A 14,287-nucleotide genomic window follows, 5' to 3' on the forward strand; every position below is an offset into this window, starting at 1 on the left:
CTTCAGCTTTCGTAACTCAGAAGGACAGCGACCCGGAGACCGGATGGCATCGGGAGTGGAGGCATGAGCAACGCTCTCATCACAGAGAAGACACCTCTTGATGCATAGATGGTCGAGGTATATAGTTCTCTCATGAGCAAGAGCCAGTCCGTCCGCAGCCTGCCTCGCGAGGTGCCCGACTACACCAGTCGGACCTACTGGAGCGGCACGATTAAGATGAGCCTGTCGAAGTTCTTTATCCTGCGCGTGCTGCACGATCAGCCGATGCATGGCTACGACATCGCCCGGGCGGTCGAGCGCGTCACCAATGGCTGCTGTTCGCCGACCGAGGGCACGATCTACCCGGTGCTGCGCGAGTTCGAGGAAGGCGGCTACGTCACATCGGAGACGATGGTCGTCTCAGGCCGGCAGCGAAAGACGTACACGCTGACGGAGAAGGGGCGCATCGCGTTTGCCGTGGGCGTGGAGGCCTGGCTGGAAATCACCCAGGCTCTGGTCGACACCGAGCGACTGCTCGTCTCGACAGGATCCCGGTCCTGCTGTCGCTGACAGGCTTCTCTTGGCCAAATACCTTGATGTTCGATGCATAGATCCATGGAGGGTGCGGAATGAAGGAGCATGAGAGGATGGAGCGGGCCAACGGTGTGAGCCACCATCCCGTCCTTCCGGTCGCAGTCATCGGTGCCGGCCCGGTCGGCCTGGCCGCGGCCGCGCATCTGCTGCGCTACGGCATCGAGCCGGTGATTCTCGAAGCGGGAGAGGCGGTGGGCAGCGCGGTGCGTGACTGGGGGCATGTACCGATGTTCTCGAACTGGAGCTTCAACCTGGATCGTGCTGCCGTGGACCTGCTCGATCGCCATGGCTGGAGCCCGCCGCGGGGAGAGGACTTTCCAACCGGCACCGATCTCGTCGCCCAGTATCTGGAACCTCTGGCGGCCCTGCCGGAAATCGCCCGGCACCTCCGGCTGAACAGCCGGGTCATGGGCATTGGCCGCTCAGGCCTTGGCAAGGTGAAGACGCCGGGACGGGAGAAGCAGGCCTTCGAGATCCAGATCGCGCAGGGCGATGGAAGCGAAGAGCGGCTTCATGCCCGTGCGGTGCTCGATGCCTCGGGCACTTGGCTGTCGCCCAGTCCGGCGGGCGCCAGTGGTTTGCCGGCGCCGGGGGAGCGGACCAATGCAGACCGCATCCGCTATGGGATGCCCGATATCCTTGGTGGCGAGCGCTCCCGCTATGCCGGCAGGCGCGTGCTCGTCCTGGGCGGCGGCGATTCGGCGATCGGTTGCCTGTTGAGCCTGGCCGAACTGCGCAGGGCGGAGCCGACGACCCGCGTTGTCTGGGCGATCCGGCGGCCAGACCTGGCCCGAAGCTTCGGCGGCGGGGAGGCTGACCAGCTTCCGCGGCGTGGTGCTCTTGGATCGGCGCTGCGGGGGTTGGTGGAGCAGGGCCTGATCGAGCCAGTCGCACCCTTCGCGCTCAAGCGGATCGAGCGTCAGGCCGACAACTCCCTGCTCCTGGTCAGTGAAGGGACCAGCGGCGAGCAGCACGCCGTAGTCGACCAGCTGATCGTCGCCACCGGTCTCCGGCCGGATCTTTCGTTCCTCCGGGAGTTGCGCACCGATCTTGACCCGGCACTGGAGTGCGCGCGCGGCCTCGCGCCGCTGATCGACCCGAACGAACATTCCTGCGGGACCGTCCCACCCCATGGTGCGGCAGAGCTGGCCCAGCCCGAGCCCGGCCTGTTCATCATTGGCATGAAGTCATACGGCCGCGCCCCGACCTTCCTGCTCGCAACCGGCTACGAGCAGGCCCGTTCGGTCGCCGCCCATCTGGCCGGGGACGAGGAGGCCGCCCGGCGGGTCGAGCTTGTCCTGCCGGAGACCGGGGTCTGCAGCGGTCCTTTGGCAGCGGCGGGCTCGTGCTGTGGCGGTCCGGCACCGGCGGGCATCGACGCCTGCTGCGCGCTCGATGCCGAGGCGAAGCAGGCTGGCGGGAGCGGCTGCGGCTGTGCCGGCCAGACACCAGTGCAGCCCGAGCCCGCGGCAGCCCTGGCTTGCTGCCCTGGCAGCTGAGGCAGCACCTCCGGCCATGCCCAATCCTGCAAGACAGCGGGTCGCGATCATATCGGCGCTGGGCATGACCCAGATCTTCGCCTGGGGCTCCTCCTATTATCTTCTCGCTGTCCTGGCGCAGCCGATTGCCAGGGATACCGGCTGGCCGCTCACCTGGACTGCCGGCGGGCTGTCGCTTGGCCTGCTCATTGCGGGTCTGGTCTCACCGATGGTCGGCCGCGCCATCGAGCGCAGCGGCGGCCGGCCGGTCCTGGCAGGCGGCGCCATGCTGCTGGCGCTGGGCTTGGCGGGGCTGGCGCTGGCGCCGACCCTGCCGATCTATTTCATCGCCTGGGCGATCCTTGGCCTTGGGATGGGCGCTGGCCTCTACGATGCAGCCTTCGCAACCCTTGGGCGCCTCTACGGAACATCGGCGCGCCAGGCCATCACCGCGCTTACACTGTTCGGGGGCTTCGCCAGCACGGTGTGCTGGCCCCTCTCAGCCTTCCTGGTGGATTGGCTGGGCTGGCGGTCGACCTGCCTGACCTATGCCGCCATCCAGCTGTTCCTGGCGTTGCCAGTCTATGCCTTGTTCCTGCCTGGGACAGCGAAGAAGGATGCGTCGAGCCTGTCCGCTGGTGCCGATCCGGCTCCTGCCATGCCTGCCCGCACTCCTGGCGCAGCCATGCTGGTCATCCTGCTGCTGGCTACGGCCATCACGATCGGCTCGGTGATCTCGGCGACGATGTCGGTGTACCTGTTCACCATCCTGCAGGCGTACGGGATCGAACTCGGCGCTGCGGTGGCCCTGGGTGCCCTGATCGGCCCGTCCCAGGTGGGTGCGCGTGCGATCGAGATGATGGTCGGCCGATATCATCATCCGATCTGGACAAAGGCAGCCGCGTCCCTGGCGGTGGCCATCGGCCTTGGGACGCTCTGGGCCGGCTTCCCCATCGTGGCGATCACCTTGATGTTCTATGGCGCCGGGATCGGCCTGGACTCGATCGCCCGCGGCACGCTGCCGCTCAGCCTTTTCGGTGCCAAGGGCTATGCCGCGTTGATGGGCAGGCTTGCCATGCCGAGCCTGATCGCCCAGGCCGTCACGCCATTCATGGGCGCTGTCCTGCTGGACGCGCTGGGTGCTCGGCACCTGCTGGGCGTGCTGGTCGGGCTCGCTGTCCTGAACCTGCTCCTGGTTGTCACCCTTTGGCTCTGCGCGATGCAGCGCAACCGGCCTGCCGTCACCTGACGTACAGGTCCTTCGCACGAAAGTAACCGGAGCAACTTGAGCGTTGGATGACCGTCGGACAATTGATCTTGGACGGCTGTGGAACGAGAGCGGCGCGGTGGGGTTCCTTCCAGGGAACTCTTCTGGTCGGGTGATCGGTGCTCGACGTCAGCTGGCTAGGGAGTCACCATTCATCGACCAGGCGGAACAGCGACGGATCTCACCGTGTCACCAGAAGACCTTCGCCCAGGTTTCCAGGCGCATCCGATCGGACATGCCGGCCATGCCATGCCCAGAATCTACTATGTGCACCCGCTGCTGATCGGCGCGCTCGACGCATGGGATCACGTGTTCGACCATGCCGCTGCCCTGGGGTTCGATACGGTCCTGACCGCTCCCCCCTTCTTCCCGGGGCGTGGCGGCAGCGTCTTCCTTCCGGCCGACATGGCCAGGCTCCATCCAGATCTCGGTCATGAGGATGCGACCGACGGCATCGCGCGGCTGACCGAGAAGGCGCGGGCGCGCGGGCTGGATCTGATGCTCGACGTCGTGGTCGATCGGGTTGCGGTGGACAGCGTCATAGCCCGGGAACTCGGGCTGGACAGCGGAAACGCCGGATGGCTCGATCCGAGACGCGACCCTGCGAATCGGGAAGGGGTGACCATTCCCTTCGATCCTGTAAGGCCGGCGGATCATCCCTATCTGTCGATGCTGTCCGCGCGGCTGGGTGAACTCGTGTCCGCGGGCGTCGCGGGCTATCGCTGCCTGCACTGGGATCGGGTTCCGCAGGCGGCGCTGGGGCATCTGCTCGGGTCGGTGCGCGAACGCGCCCCCGATACCCGCTTCCTGGCATGGACCCCGGGCACCACCTTCGATGCGCGGCACATGCTGCGCCCGGCCGGCTTCGACGCGACCTTCTCCTCGCTGCGCTGGTGGGACCTGCGGGAGAGCTGGCTGGTCGACGAGCATGAACTGCAGCGCGGCATCGGCGGCCAGATCACCTTTCCGGAAGCGCCGTTTGCGGAGCGCGTGGCGCACGAGGTGGAGGCACAGGAGGTGCTGGAGCGGCGGGCGCTCCGCGCCCTGAGGCTGGCTGCAGCCTTGGGCGACGGTCTCCTGGTGCCAATGGGCTTCGAGTATGGCTGCCGCGACAGGCTCGACCCGACGCGAGGCGACGCCGCCGGCTTGGCGGGGCTGAAGGAGCGCGGGAACCTGGACCTCTCCGCGGCGATGAAGAGCGCCAATGCCATGCTCGCGCAGGACCAGGGGCGCTTTTCCGGCCGGCCGCTCCAACTCGTGGTGGATGGCGCGTCGGCGACCGCTGCCTTGCTCAGGATTGACTCCGAGGATGCGCGACGTGCCGGGACGGGACGGCTGATCCTCGTGAATCCCGATCTTCGTCATGGCGCCGACATAGCCGGCTCGTTCCTGATCTCGGGCGACAAGGCAGGCTTGGCGCCCTTCCGCGAGATCGATGGAAGCGACGCCGAACTGTCCCCGGCCACCACGGTGAAACTCCATCCGGGCGAGGTCCGCATCCTAGAAGGTCGGCCGGTCAGGCCGGTCCAGGGAGCAACCACGGTTGCCGGCGTCGAGGATGCCGTTGCCGCGCCCAGGCTGATCATCGACAACATCACCCCAGCCGTAGATGGCGGCAGGTTCCCGGTGAAGCGGGTCATGGGCCAGCTGATCCAGGTGGAAGCCGACATCTTCGGCGACGGTCACGACCGCCTTGCCGCTTCGCTGTTCTGGCGGGCCGCCGACGAGACCGAATGGCGGGAGGCTCCCATGAGCCTCGTGGTCAACGACCGCTGGGCCGGCGAGTTTCCCGCCATCCGCCTGGGCCGCCATGAATTCGCCATCGAGGCCTGGCGCGACCCGTTCGCCATCTTCCAGTACGAGCTGACCACCAAGTATCGCGCCGGGCTCGACGTCACCCTGGAACTGGAGGAAGGGCGCCTGCTGGTCGAGGCTGCTCTCGCCGACGCGGAGGAAGAGGTTGCCGGGCGGCTCCGGCCGATCGCGGCGCGGCTTGCCGATGCGGGCTATGACAGCCGGCTCGAGATCCTGCTGGGCGGCGACACGTCCGAGGTGATGAAGGCAGCTGACCGGCGGCCTTTCCGGCTGCGGTCCGAGCCGGTCCCGGTGGATGTCGAGCGGACGGGAGCCGAGTTTGCGAGCTGGTACGAGCTGTTCCCGCGATCGCAGAGCGGCGATCCCGCCCGGCACGGCACCTTCGATGACGTCATCCGCCGGCTGCCCGCCATCCGTGACATGGGCTTCGACGTGCTCTACCTGCCGCCGATCCACCCGATCGGCCGGATCCACCGCAAAGGCCGCAACAACAGCCTGACGGCAGGGCCTGAGGATCCGGGCAGTCCCTACGCCATCGGTTCGGAGGAAGGCGGCCACGACGCCATCCATCCGGAACTGGGGACTTTCGAGGATTTCCGCCGTCTCGTCGCAGCAGCGGCCGATCACGGAATGGAGGTCGCGCTGGACATCGCGATCCAGGCCGCGCCGGACCATCCATGGCTGAAGGAACATCCGGACTGGTTCGACTGGCGGCCGGACGGGACGATCAAGTATGCCGAGAACCCGCCCAAGAAGTACGAAGACATCGTCAACGTGGACTTCTACGCCAAGGGCGCGATGCCATCCTTGTGGGTGGAACTGCGCAATGTGATCCTGCTCTGGATCGAGCAGGGGGTGAAGCTGTTCCGGATCGACAACCCGCACACCAAGCCCTTCCCGTTCTGGGAGTGGCTGATCGCGGATGTGCGGCGCGATCATCCGGATGCCGTCTTCCTGGCTGAGGCATTCACGCGCCCGAAGGTCATGTACCGGCTCGCGAAGATCGGGTTCTCCCAGTCGTACACCTACTTCACCTGGCGTAATACCAAGGTGGAGCTGACCGAGTACCTGACCGAGCTGACCCAGACGGCGCCGAAGGATTATTTCCGGCCGCATTTCTTCGTGAACACGCCTGACATCAATCCCGACTTTCTGCAGGATGCGCCCCGCTCCGCCTATCTGATCCGCGCGGCCCTGGCCACGACCCTGTCCGGCCTCTGGGGGATGTACAACGGCTTCGAGCTCTGCGAGGGCCGGCCTGACGCGAAGAAGAAGGAGTATGCCGACAGCGAGAAGTACGAGATCCGTGCATGGGACTGGGACCGGCCCGGCAACATCATTACCGAGATCTCGATCCTGAACCGGATCCGGCGCGATAATCCTGCCCTTCACTCGCATCTGGGCGTCACGTTCCTTCACGCCTGGAACGACAACGTCCTGTTCTTCGAGAAGGCAACTCCTGGCCGGGAGAACGTGCTGCTCGTGGCGGTAGGACTCGATCCATACCATGTCCAGGAAGCTGACGTGGAGATCCCGCTCTGGAAGTTCGGCCTTCCTGATCATGCTACAGTTGCAGTCGAGGATCTGGTGCGGCGTCAGCAGTTTACCTGGACGGGGAAGTATCAGCGCGTCCGCTGTGATCCGGGAGAACTTCCCTTCTCCATCTGGCGTCTCACCTCGAAGGGCTAAGAAAAATGCTCGAAAAGAACGACACGTCCGTTGAGGATGTCGACGTCGCCGTCGAGACCGTGGATCCGACGCCGCGCACCGATCCGCTCTGGTACAAAGACGCCATCATCTACCAGCTTCATGTGAAGTCGTTCTTCGATGCCAACAATGATGGCATCGGTGACTTGGAAGGGCTGCTGGCGAAGCTCGACTACATCGCTTCCCTGGGCGTCAACACGATCTGGCTCTTGCCCTTCTATCCATCGCCCCGGCGCGACGACGGTTACGACATCGCCGAGTACCGGGACGTCAGCCCGGACTACGGGTCGCTGGACGAGTTCAAGACCTTCGTGCGTGAGGCCCATGCCCGGGGGCTGCGCGTCATCACCGAACTGGTGATCAACCACACCTCCGATCAGCACCCCTGGTTCCAGCGCGCCCGCAATGCGCCTCCAGGGTCGCCGGAGCGGGACTTCTATGTCTGGTCCGACACCGACCAAAAGTACCCCGAGACCCGCATCATCTTCATCGATACCGAGAAGTCGAACTGGACCTGGGATCCGGTGGCTGGCGCCTATTTCTGGCACCGGTTCTACTCGCACCAGCCCGACCTGAACTTCGACAACCCGCTGGTGCTCGAGGAGGTCCTGAGCGCCATGCGGTTCTGGCTGGACATGGGGATCGACGGGCTGCGCCTGGATGCGATTCCCTATCTGGTGGAGCGCGAGGGCACCAACAACGAGAACCTGTCCGAGACCCACGACATTCTCAAGAAGATCCGCGCGGCGCTGGACGAGGCCTATCCGGACCGGATGCTGCTGGCCGAGGCCAACCAGTGGCCAGAAGATACCCAGCAATATTTCGGCGACGGCGACGAATGCCACATGGCGTTCCATTTTCCGCTGATGCCGCGCATGTACATGGCGACCGCCAAGGAAGACCGCTTCCCGATCACCGACATCCTGCGCCAGACTCCGGAGATCCCGGAGAATTGCCAATGGGCGATCTTCCTGCGCAACCATGACGAGCTGACCCTCGAAATGGTGACCGACGAAGAACGCGACTATCTCTGGAACACCTATGCCGCCGACCGGCGCGCGCGGATCAACCTGGGCATCCGCCGCCGCCTGGCGCCACTCATGCAGCGCGACCGGCGGCGCATCGAACTGATGAACGCGCTCCTTCTGTCGATGCCTGGCACGCCGGTCGTCTACTACGGCGACGAGATCGGCATGGGCGACAATGTCTATCTGGGCGATCGCGACGGTGTCCGCACGCCGATGCAATGGTCGCCCGACCGCAATGGCGGGTTCTCCCGCGCCGACCCGGCGAGCCTGGTCCTGCCGCCCATCATGGATGCCGTGTACGGCTTCGATTCGGTCAACGTCGAGGCGCAGAGCCGGGACCAGCACTCGCTCCTGAACTGGACCCGGCGGATGCTGATGCTGCGTCGCAGCCATCAGGCCTTCGGGCGCGGCACGTTCCGCCTTCTCTATCCGTCGAACCGCAAGGTCCTGGCGTATTTCCGGGAACTCGGCGACGACAAGATCCTGTGCGTCGCCAACCTGTCGCGCACGCCCCAGGCCGTCGAGTTGGACCTGTCGGCGCTGGCGGGCTATGTCCCGGTGGAGATGACCGGTCCGTCCACCTTCCCGCCGATCGGGCAACTCACCTACCTCCTGACCCTGCCGCCCTACGGGTTCTACTGGTTCCAGCTGATGTCGGAGGCCGACACCCCGGCATGGCGGATGACGCCGCCCGAACAGCTGCCCGAGTTCGAGACGCTGGTGTTGCGCCACCGGCTCGAGGAGATCACGGAGACCAGGACGGCCGGTGTCATCGCAAAGGACATCCTTCCGACCTATCTGCCGATCCGCCGCTGGTTCGCCTCGAAGAACGAGAAGCTGAAGGGCGCCCGCATCGCCTGGGCGGTGCCGATGCCACATGCCGATGATGTGCTGATGGCCGAGATCGGGGCCTCGGTGGGCGACCGTACCGAATGCTACTGCCTGCCGCTCGGCATCGCCTGGGATCAGGCGAACGTACCTCCGCTCGCCCAGCAGCTTGCCCTGGCCCGGGTACGGCGCGGTCGGCGCGTAGGCTTCCTGACTGATGGGTTTGCGGTCGACCGTTGGGCGCATGCCGTCCTGCAGGCACTGGCCGAACAGGCCAAGGCGCCGACACCGGACGGAGAGATCCGCTTCCTGGGCATGCCGCAGCTGGACGACATCGAGCTGCCAGCGGACGTCCCGATCCGGTGGCTCTCCGCCGAACAGTCGAACAGCTCCCTGATCATCGGCGATGCCGCCATGATCAAGCTGGTGCGGCGGGTCCTGGCCGGGATCCATCCCGAGGCAGAGATGACCCAGTACCTGACCCACGCCGGCTACGAGAACTCGGCGCCGCTGCTCGGGCAGATCGTGCGGGTCTCCCAGGATGGGACGCCGCACACGCTGGCGATCGTCCAGGGGGCCATCCGCAACCAGGGCGATGCCTGGAACTGGATGCTCGAGAACCTGAAGCGCACCGTCGACGAGCAGGCGCCGATCGAGGCGGAAGGTGCTACCGCCGACGGAATCTTCACCACGCTCGAGAATTTCGCCGGCGTTGTCGGTCGTCGCTTGGGCGAACTCCACGTGGCTCTTGCCGCTGCCAGCGATGACCCCGCCTTTGCGCCGGTGGAGGCCGGCAAGGAGGAGATCGAGGCATGGAAGAAGAGGGCCAACGACCAGCTGGTCGTCGCCCTCGACATTCTCGCCCAGGCGAAACAGGACCTGGAACCCGACCTTGCCGAACTGGCGGACCGGCTCCTGGCCCAGCGGGAACAGCTTGCCGCAGCGATCGAGCGGTTCGCCGATGCCGGCCGAGGTACCCTGCTGACGCGCATTCACGGTGACTTCCATCTCGGCCAGATCCTGGTCGCGCACGGCGACGCCTACATCATCGACTTCGAGGGGGAGCCCGTGCGCGTCCTGGACGAACGTCGTGCCAAGACCAGTCCGCTGCGGGATGTGGCCGGCCTGTTGCGGTCCCTCGACTATGCAGCAGTGTCCGCGTTGCCGCCCGACGAGGATGTCGCCGCCCAGCAGTTCCGGGAAATCCGGATCTCGCTGCTTGAACAGTTCCATGCACAGGCGCAGCAGGCCTTCCTGGGCTGCTATGGCGAGGCCCTCGCCGCTGCACCTCAGATGGGCTTCACGGACGAGAAGCGGGCTGCCCTGCTTGATCTCTTCGTTCTGGAAAAGGCTGCGTACGAGATCCAGTATGAAGCATCCAACCGTCCGCGCTGGCTGGGCATCCCGCTGCGCGGTCTGGCGCGCGTCGCCGACCGTCTGATCGGCGTCGACGAAGGGCAGCTTTCATGACCGCCGGGCACGACCGGCTGCTGGCCGGCCTCGACCCGGCCGCTGTCCAGGCCCTGGTCGACGGACGTCATGGCGATCCGTTCGCGATCCTGGGACAGCATCCGCGGGACGACGGACAGGTCGTGCGCGTGTTCATGCCGGGTGCCACGGCCGTCGATCTCCTGGCGCGGGAAACGGGCGACCAGCTGGCTTCCATGGAACTGGTCCATCCGGGCGGCCTGTTCGCCGCCTCTCTCGACCATTACGCGGCATACCGGCTGCGCATCCACTGGCCTGAAGCGGTGCAGGAGACGGAGGACCCGTACAGCTTCGGGCTCCTGCTCGGCGATCTCGACCTGCACCTGGTGGGGCAGGGGACCCATTATGAACTCAGCCATGTCCTTGGGGCGCAGGCCATATCGGTCCATGGAGTGGCCGGAGTCCGCTTCGCGGTGTGGGCACCCAATGCTCGTCGTGTGTCGGTAGTCGGCGACTTCAATGCCTGGGACGGCCGCCGCCATCCGATGCGCCTGCGGGGTGCTTCCGGAGTATGGGAGCTGTTCATTCCGCGGCTGGGGCCGGGAGACCACTACAAGTACGAGCTGATCGGGCCGCAGGGACAGCTCTTGCCGCAAAAGGCCGATCCGGTCGCTCGCACCAGCGAAGCCGCGCCGGGGAGCGCCTCGATCGTGGCGCGCTCGGAGCCCTTTCGCTGGACCGACGCAGAGTGGATGAACTCCCGCGCCCAGCGCCACACCGACCAGGCGCCGATCTCGATCTACGAGGTCCATGTCGGCTCATGGCTGCGCTTCCCCGAAGAGGGCAACCGCAGCCTCGACTGGGCCGAACTTGCGGCGCGGATGATCCCGTACGTCGTGGACATGGGGTTCACCCATATCGAGCTCTTGCCGATCATGGAGCACCCGTTCGGTGGCTCCTGGGGCTACCAGCCGCTGGGTCTGTTCGCGCCGACCGGGCGGTACGGCACGCCGGAGGACTTCGCCGGCTTCGTCGACCGGTGCCATGAGGCCGGGCTCGGCGTGATCCTGGACTGGGTGCCGGCGCATTTCCCCACCGACGTGTTCGGCCTGGCGCAGTTCGATGGCACCGCCCTCTACGAGCACCAGGATCCGCGGGAAGGGTTCCACCAGGACTGGAACACCCTGATCTACAACCTCGGTCGTAACGAGGTGAAGGGCTTCCTGATCGCCAGCGCACTGGAATGGCTGGAACGCTACCATATCGATGCCCTGCGGGTCGATGCGGTCGCGTCCATGCTCTACCGCGACTACAGCCGCGCGCACGACCAATGGATACCCAACCAGTATGGAGGGCGGGAGAACCTCGAAGCCATCGAGTTCTTCAAGCACCTGAACAGCATCGTTCGGGACCGGTGCCCGGGCGCGATCACCATTGCGGAGGAGTCGACTGCTTGGCCGGGAGTGACGAAGCCGGCCGAGGAAGGTGGGCTGGGCTTCACCTTCAAATGGAACATGGGGTGGATGCACGACACGCTCCACTACATGGAGCAGGACCCGATCTATCGGAGCTACAACCACGGCGCGTTCGCGTTCGGCATGGTCTATGCCTACTCGGAACGGTTCATCCTTCCGCTGTCGCATGACGAGGTCGTGCATGGCAAAGGCTCGCTCCTGCGGAAGATGCCCGGTGACGCCTGGCAGCGCTTCGCCAACCTGCGGGCCTATCTCGGCTTCATGTGGGCGCATCCCGGCAAGAAGCTCCTCTTCATGGGGATCGAGATCGCCCAGGAGCGGGAGTGGGACCACGATTCCTCCGTGTCCTGGGAACTCCTGGACCAGCCCAGCCATGCCGGCGTCCAGAGGCTGGTCCGCGACCTGAACCGGATCTACGGCTCCGAACCTGCTCTGCACGCGACGGATCAGGATCCAGAAGGATTTGCCTGGGCCGTCGTCGACGATCAGGCGAATTCGGTGTTCGCCATGCTGAGGACCGCCCCCGACCAGAGCACCGTCATCCTCGCCGTCAGCAACATGACCCCCGTGGTCCGGGCCGACTACCGCGTTGGTGTATCCCATGAAGGCTGGTGGCAGGAGATCCTGAATACCGACGCTGCCGTCTATGGGGGCAGCAACCTTGGCAATGGCGGAGCGGTCGCCACCGAGGAGATCCGCGCCCACGGACAATCCGCTTCGCTGAAGCTCATCCTGCCCCCGTTCAGCACCGTCCTGTTCCGCTGGCGCCCGCAGGACTGACAACCGGAACGAGCGGCCCTACTCCGCTGAAACCTCTGCGGGACCGGGTCGCTGCTTGTTCGCGGAGGGAGGACGGAACCTGCTAGATGGACTGACCGGCCACGAGTTGCAGCGGGAGTACGTGCTCCCGCTCGCGGAACTGGCCGGTCTCTAGGCGATCCAGGATGATCTCTCCGCCGATCTGGCCGATCTCGTAGGCGCGGGACCGGACGGTCGTCAGCGACGGGTTGGCGATATCCATGAACGGGAACGCGTTGAAGCCGGCGACGCCGACATCCTCGGGAATCCGCAGCCCGCGGCCACGAAGGGCATGGATAGCGGCGATCGCGATCTGGTCGTTCTGCCCGATGATCAGGTCCGGCTTCTTTTCCCGGTCCATGTAGGCGTCGACGGCTGCCACGATCGCCTCGCTGCGGGTCTCATCGCACTGGATCAGGTCAAGATGGACCTGTTCCGGATCGAGAACCGCGCGGATGCCGCCCATGCGCTCTCCAACTGCCGGCCAGTACACATTTGGGATGATCATCAGGGCCCGCTTGGGACGTCGCTTCATCATCTCGCATGCGAGCTTCCGCGCGCCGTCCCGGTCGTCCTGGCGGATGAAGCAGACGTCGTTCAGGGCCGGATCAGGCCGCTGCTGAAAGATGACGACGGGATGGCCCAGGTTGGCCAGGAGCCGGGTTGCCGTCTGCTGCTGCTCCTCGGTCCCGGACAAACTCAGGCACAGCGCATCCACCTCGGACTCCCGGACCAGGAACGAGGTCTCGAGCTGGCCAGGCTGGATTCCGTGGAGGAGCAGGCCGAAGCCGCGTGAATTCAGGTGGTTGGCCAGCCCCGCCACCAGATTGGTCGTAAAGGGATCGGCCAGGAACCGGGGCGATGGATCGACGATTGCGAGCCCGATCCGGTAGTTGCGCAAGGTCCGCAGGCTTCGGCCGAGGCGGTTTGGACGATACCCCAGTTCCTTGATCACCGCTTCGACCCGCGCCCGCGTGGCCGCGGATACGCCGGTGGGAATCCGGTTCACCACCTTGGACACGGTAGCGGTCGACACGCCGGCTCGGGCAGCGACGGCATGAATGGTGGGGCGAGGCGACATGCGGGCGGATCTCCGCTGCTGCGACTAAGGGCATTGACGATTGTGTGGAAGCATCTTAGCGTTTTGGTTAATCGTTTAATATAAGTGTTGAGGTCAGGCGCTCATGGATCTCGATTTCTCGGCCCTGAAGCAGCGGCTCTATTCCGCTGTCTTGTCGGACGTCCTCGATGGCTTCGGACGTAAGGATCAGGCGATGCTGCCGTTCGTACGTCCCCTGGACGAGAGCCTCGTGATGTTCGGACGGGTGCGGACCGGCCAGTACATGAACACCTATTCGGTGGCCGAGGGGGAAAATCCCTACGAGATCGAGATCGCGCTCATCGACGATCTGAAGTCGGACGAGGTTCCAATCTTTGCCTGCGACGGGCCGACCACCAGGATCGCGCCCTGGGGCGAGCTGCTCAGCACCGCGGCGCGCCTGCGTGGTGCAGTGGGCTGCGTGACTGATGGCCTTGTGCGCGATGTCCGACAAATCCGGGCCATGGGCTTTCCGGTGTTCCATGGCGGGATCGGCCCGCTCGATTCGAGAGGCCGGGGCAAGATGATGGCGATGGACGTGCCGGTCATGTGTGGCGGCGTCGCCGCCTCGCCCGGCGACCTCGTGTTCGGCGACGTCGATGGGGTGGTGGTCATCCCGCAGGACATCGCTGCCGATGTCGTTTCCGCCGCGCTGGCGAAGATCGAGAGCGAGGACAACACGCGCCGCGCGCTCGAGGAGGGGCATCTGCTGGGTGAGGTCTACCAAAAATTCGGCGTTCTCTGATCAGCCCGGCGATGAGTTGACCAAACCGCAACGCAAACAGGGGACC

8 protein-coding genes are annotated in these 14,287 nt (G+C 65.5%); 7 read left to right on the forward strand and 1 reads right to left on the reverse strand.

The features are described from left to right. The first annotated feature begins 132 nt into the window (after positions 1–132). The 6 genes from GEMRO_RS29780 to glgB all read left to right on the forward strand — a co-directional run bounded on the left by GEMRO_RS29780 (position 133) and on the right by glgB (position 12,379). The gene (locus tag GEMRO_RS29780) at positions 133–549 is read left to right on the forward strand and encodes a PadR family transcriptional regulator (RefSeq protein WP_035485346.1); all 417 of its coding nucleotides are present in this window, start codon (positions 133–135) and stop codon (positions 547–549) included. A 59-nt stretch (positions 550–608) separates the two neighbouring features. After that, entirely contained in the window at positions 609–2,072 is a 1,464-nt protein-coding gene (locus GEMRO_RS29785) for an NAD(P)-binding domain-containing protein (RefSeq protein ID WP_084506981.1), read from the forward strand. Positions 2,073–2,136: 64 nt separating this feature from the next. Next, on the forward strand, positions 2,137–3,300 hold the full coding sequence (locus tag GEMRO_RS0114485) for an MFS transporter (protein WP_084506983.1): 1,164 nt from the start codon (positions 2,137–2,139) through the stop codon (positions 3,298–3,300). A 267-nt stretch (positions 3,301–3,567) separates the two neighbouring features. Further along, a complete protein-coding gene (locus GEMRO_RS0114490; RefSeq protein ID WP_051329082.1) occupies positions 3,568–6,822 on the forward strand; it encodes an alpha-1,4-glucan--maltose-1-phosphate maltosyltransferase in 3,255 nt (1,084 codons plus the stop codon). A 5-nt stretch (positions 6,823–6,827) separates the two neighbouring features. Continuing rightward, on the forward strand, positions 6,828–10,166 hold the full coding sequence (treS, locus tag GEMRO_RS0114495; RefSeq protein WP_051329083.1) for a maltose alpha-D-glucosyltransferase: 3,339 nt from the start codon (positions 6,828–6,830) through the stop codon (positions 10,164–10,166). Beyond that, positions 10,163–12,379 carry a 1,4-alpha-glucan branching protein GlgB gene (gene glgB, locus GEMRO_RS0114500; protein WP_027134564.1) on the forward strand — a complete coding sequence of 739 codons (2,217 nt, stop codon included), beginning with the start codon at positions 10,163–10,165 and terminating at the stop codon, positions 12,377–12,379. Before treS ends, glgB begins: the two co-directional genes overlap by 4 nt. A gap of 82 nt (positions 12,380–12,461) precedes the next feature. Here glgB and GEMRO_RS0114505 read toward each other — a convergent pair whose 3' ends face one another. Further along, complete coding sequence (locus GEMRO_RS0114505) at positions 12,462–13,478, reverse strand: LacI family DNA-binding transcriptional regulator (protein ID WP_027134565.1); 1,017 nt, start codon at positions 13,476–13,478, stop codon at positions 12,462–12,464. 103 nt (positions 13,479–13,581) lie between these two features. On the opposite strand from GEMRO_RS0114505, the gene GEMRO_RS0114510 reads away from it, so the two are divergent. Further along, positions 13,582–14,241, forward strand: a complete 660-nt coding sequence (locus tag GEMRO_RS0114510) for an RraA family protein (RefSeq protein WP_027134566.1) — start codon at positions 13,582–13,584, stop codon at positions 14,239–14,241. Positions 14,242–14,287: the final 46 nt, after the last annotated feature.

It is taken from the genome of Geminicoccus roseus DSM 18922 (assembly GCF_000427665.1).
GTDB lineage: Bacteria > Pseudomonadota > Alphaproteobacteria > Geminicoccales > Geminicoccaceae > Geminicoccus > Geminicoccus roseus.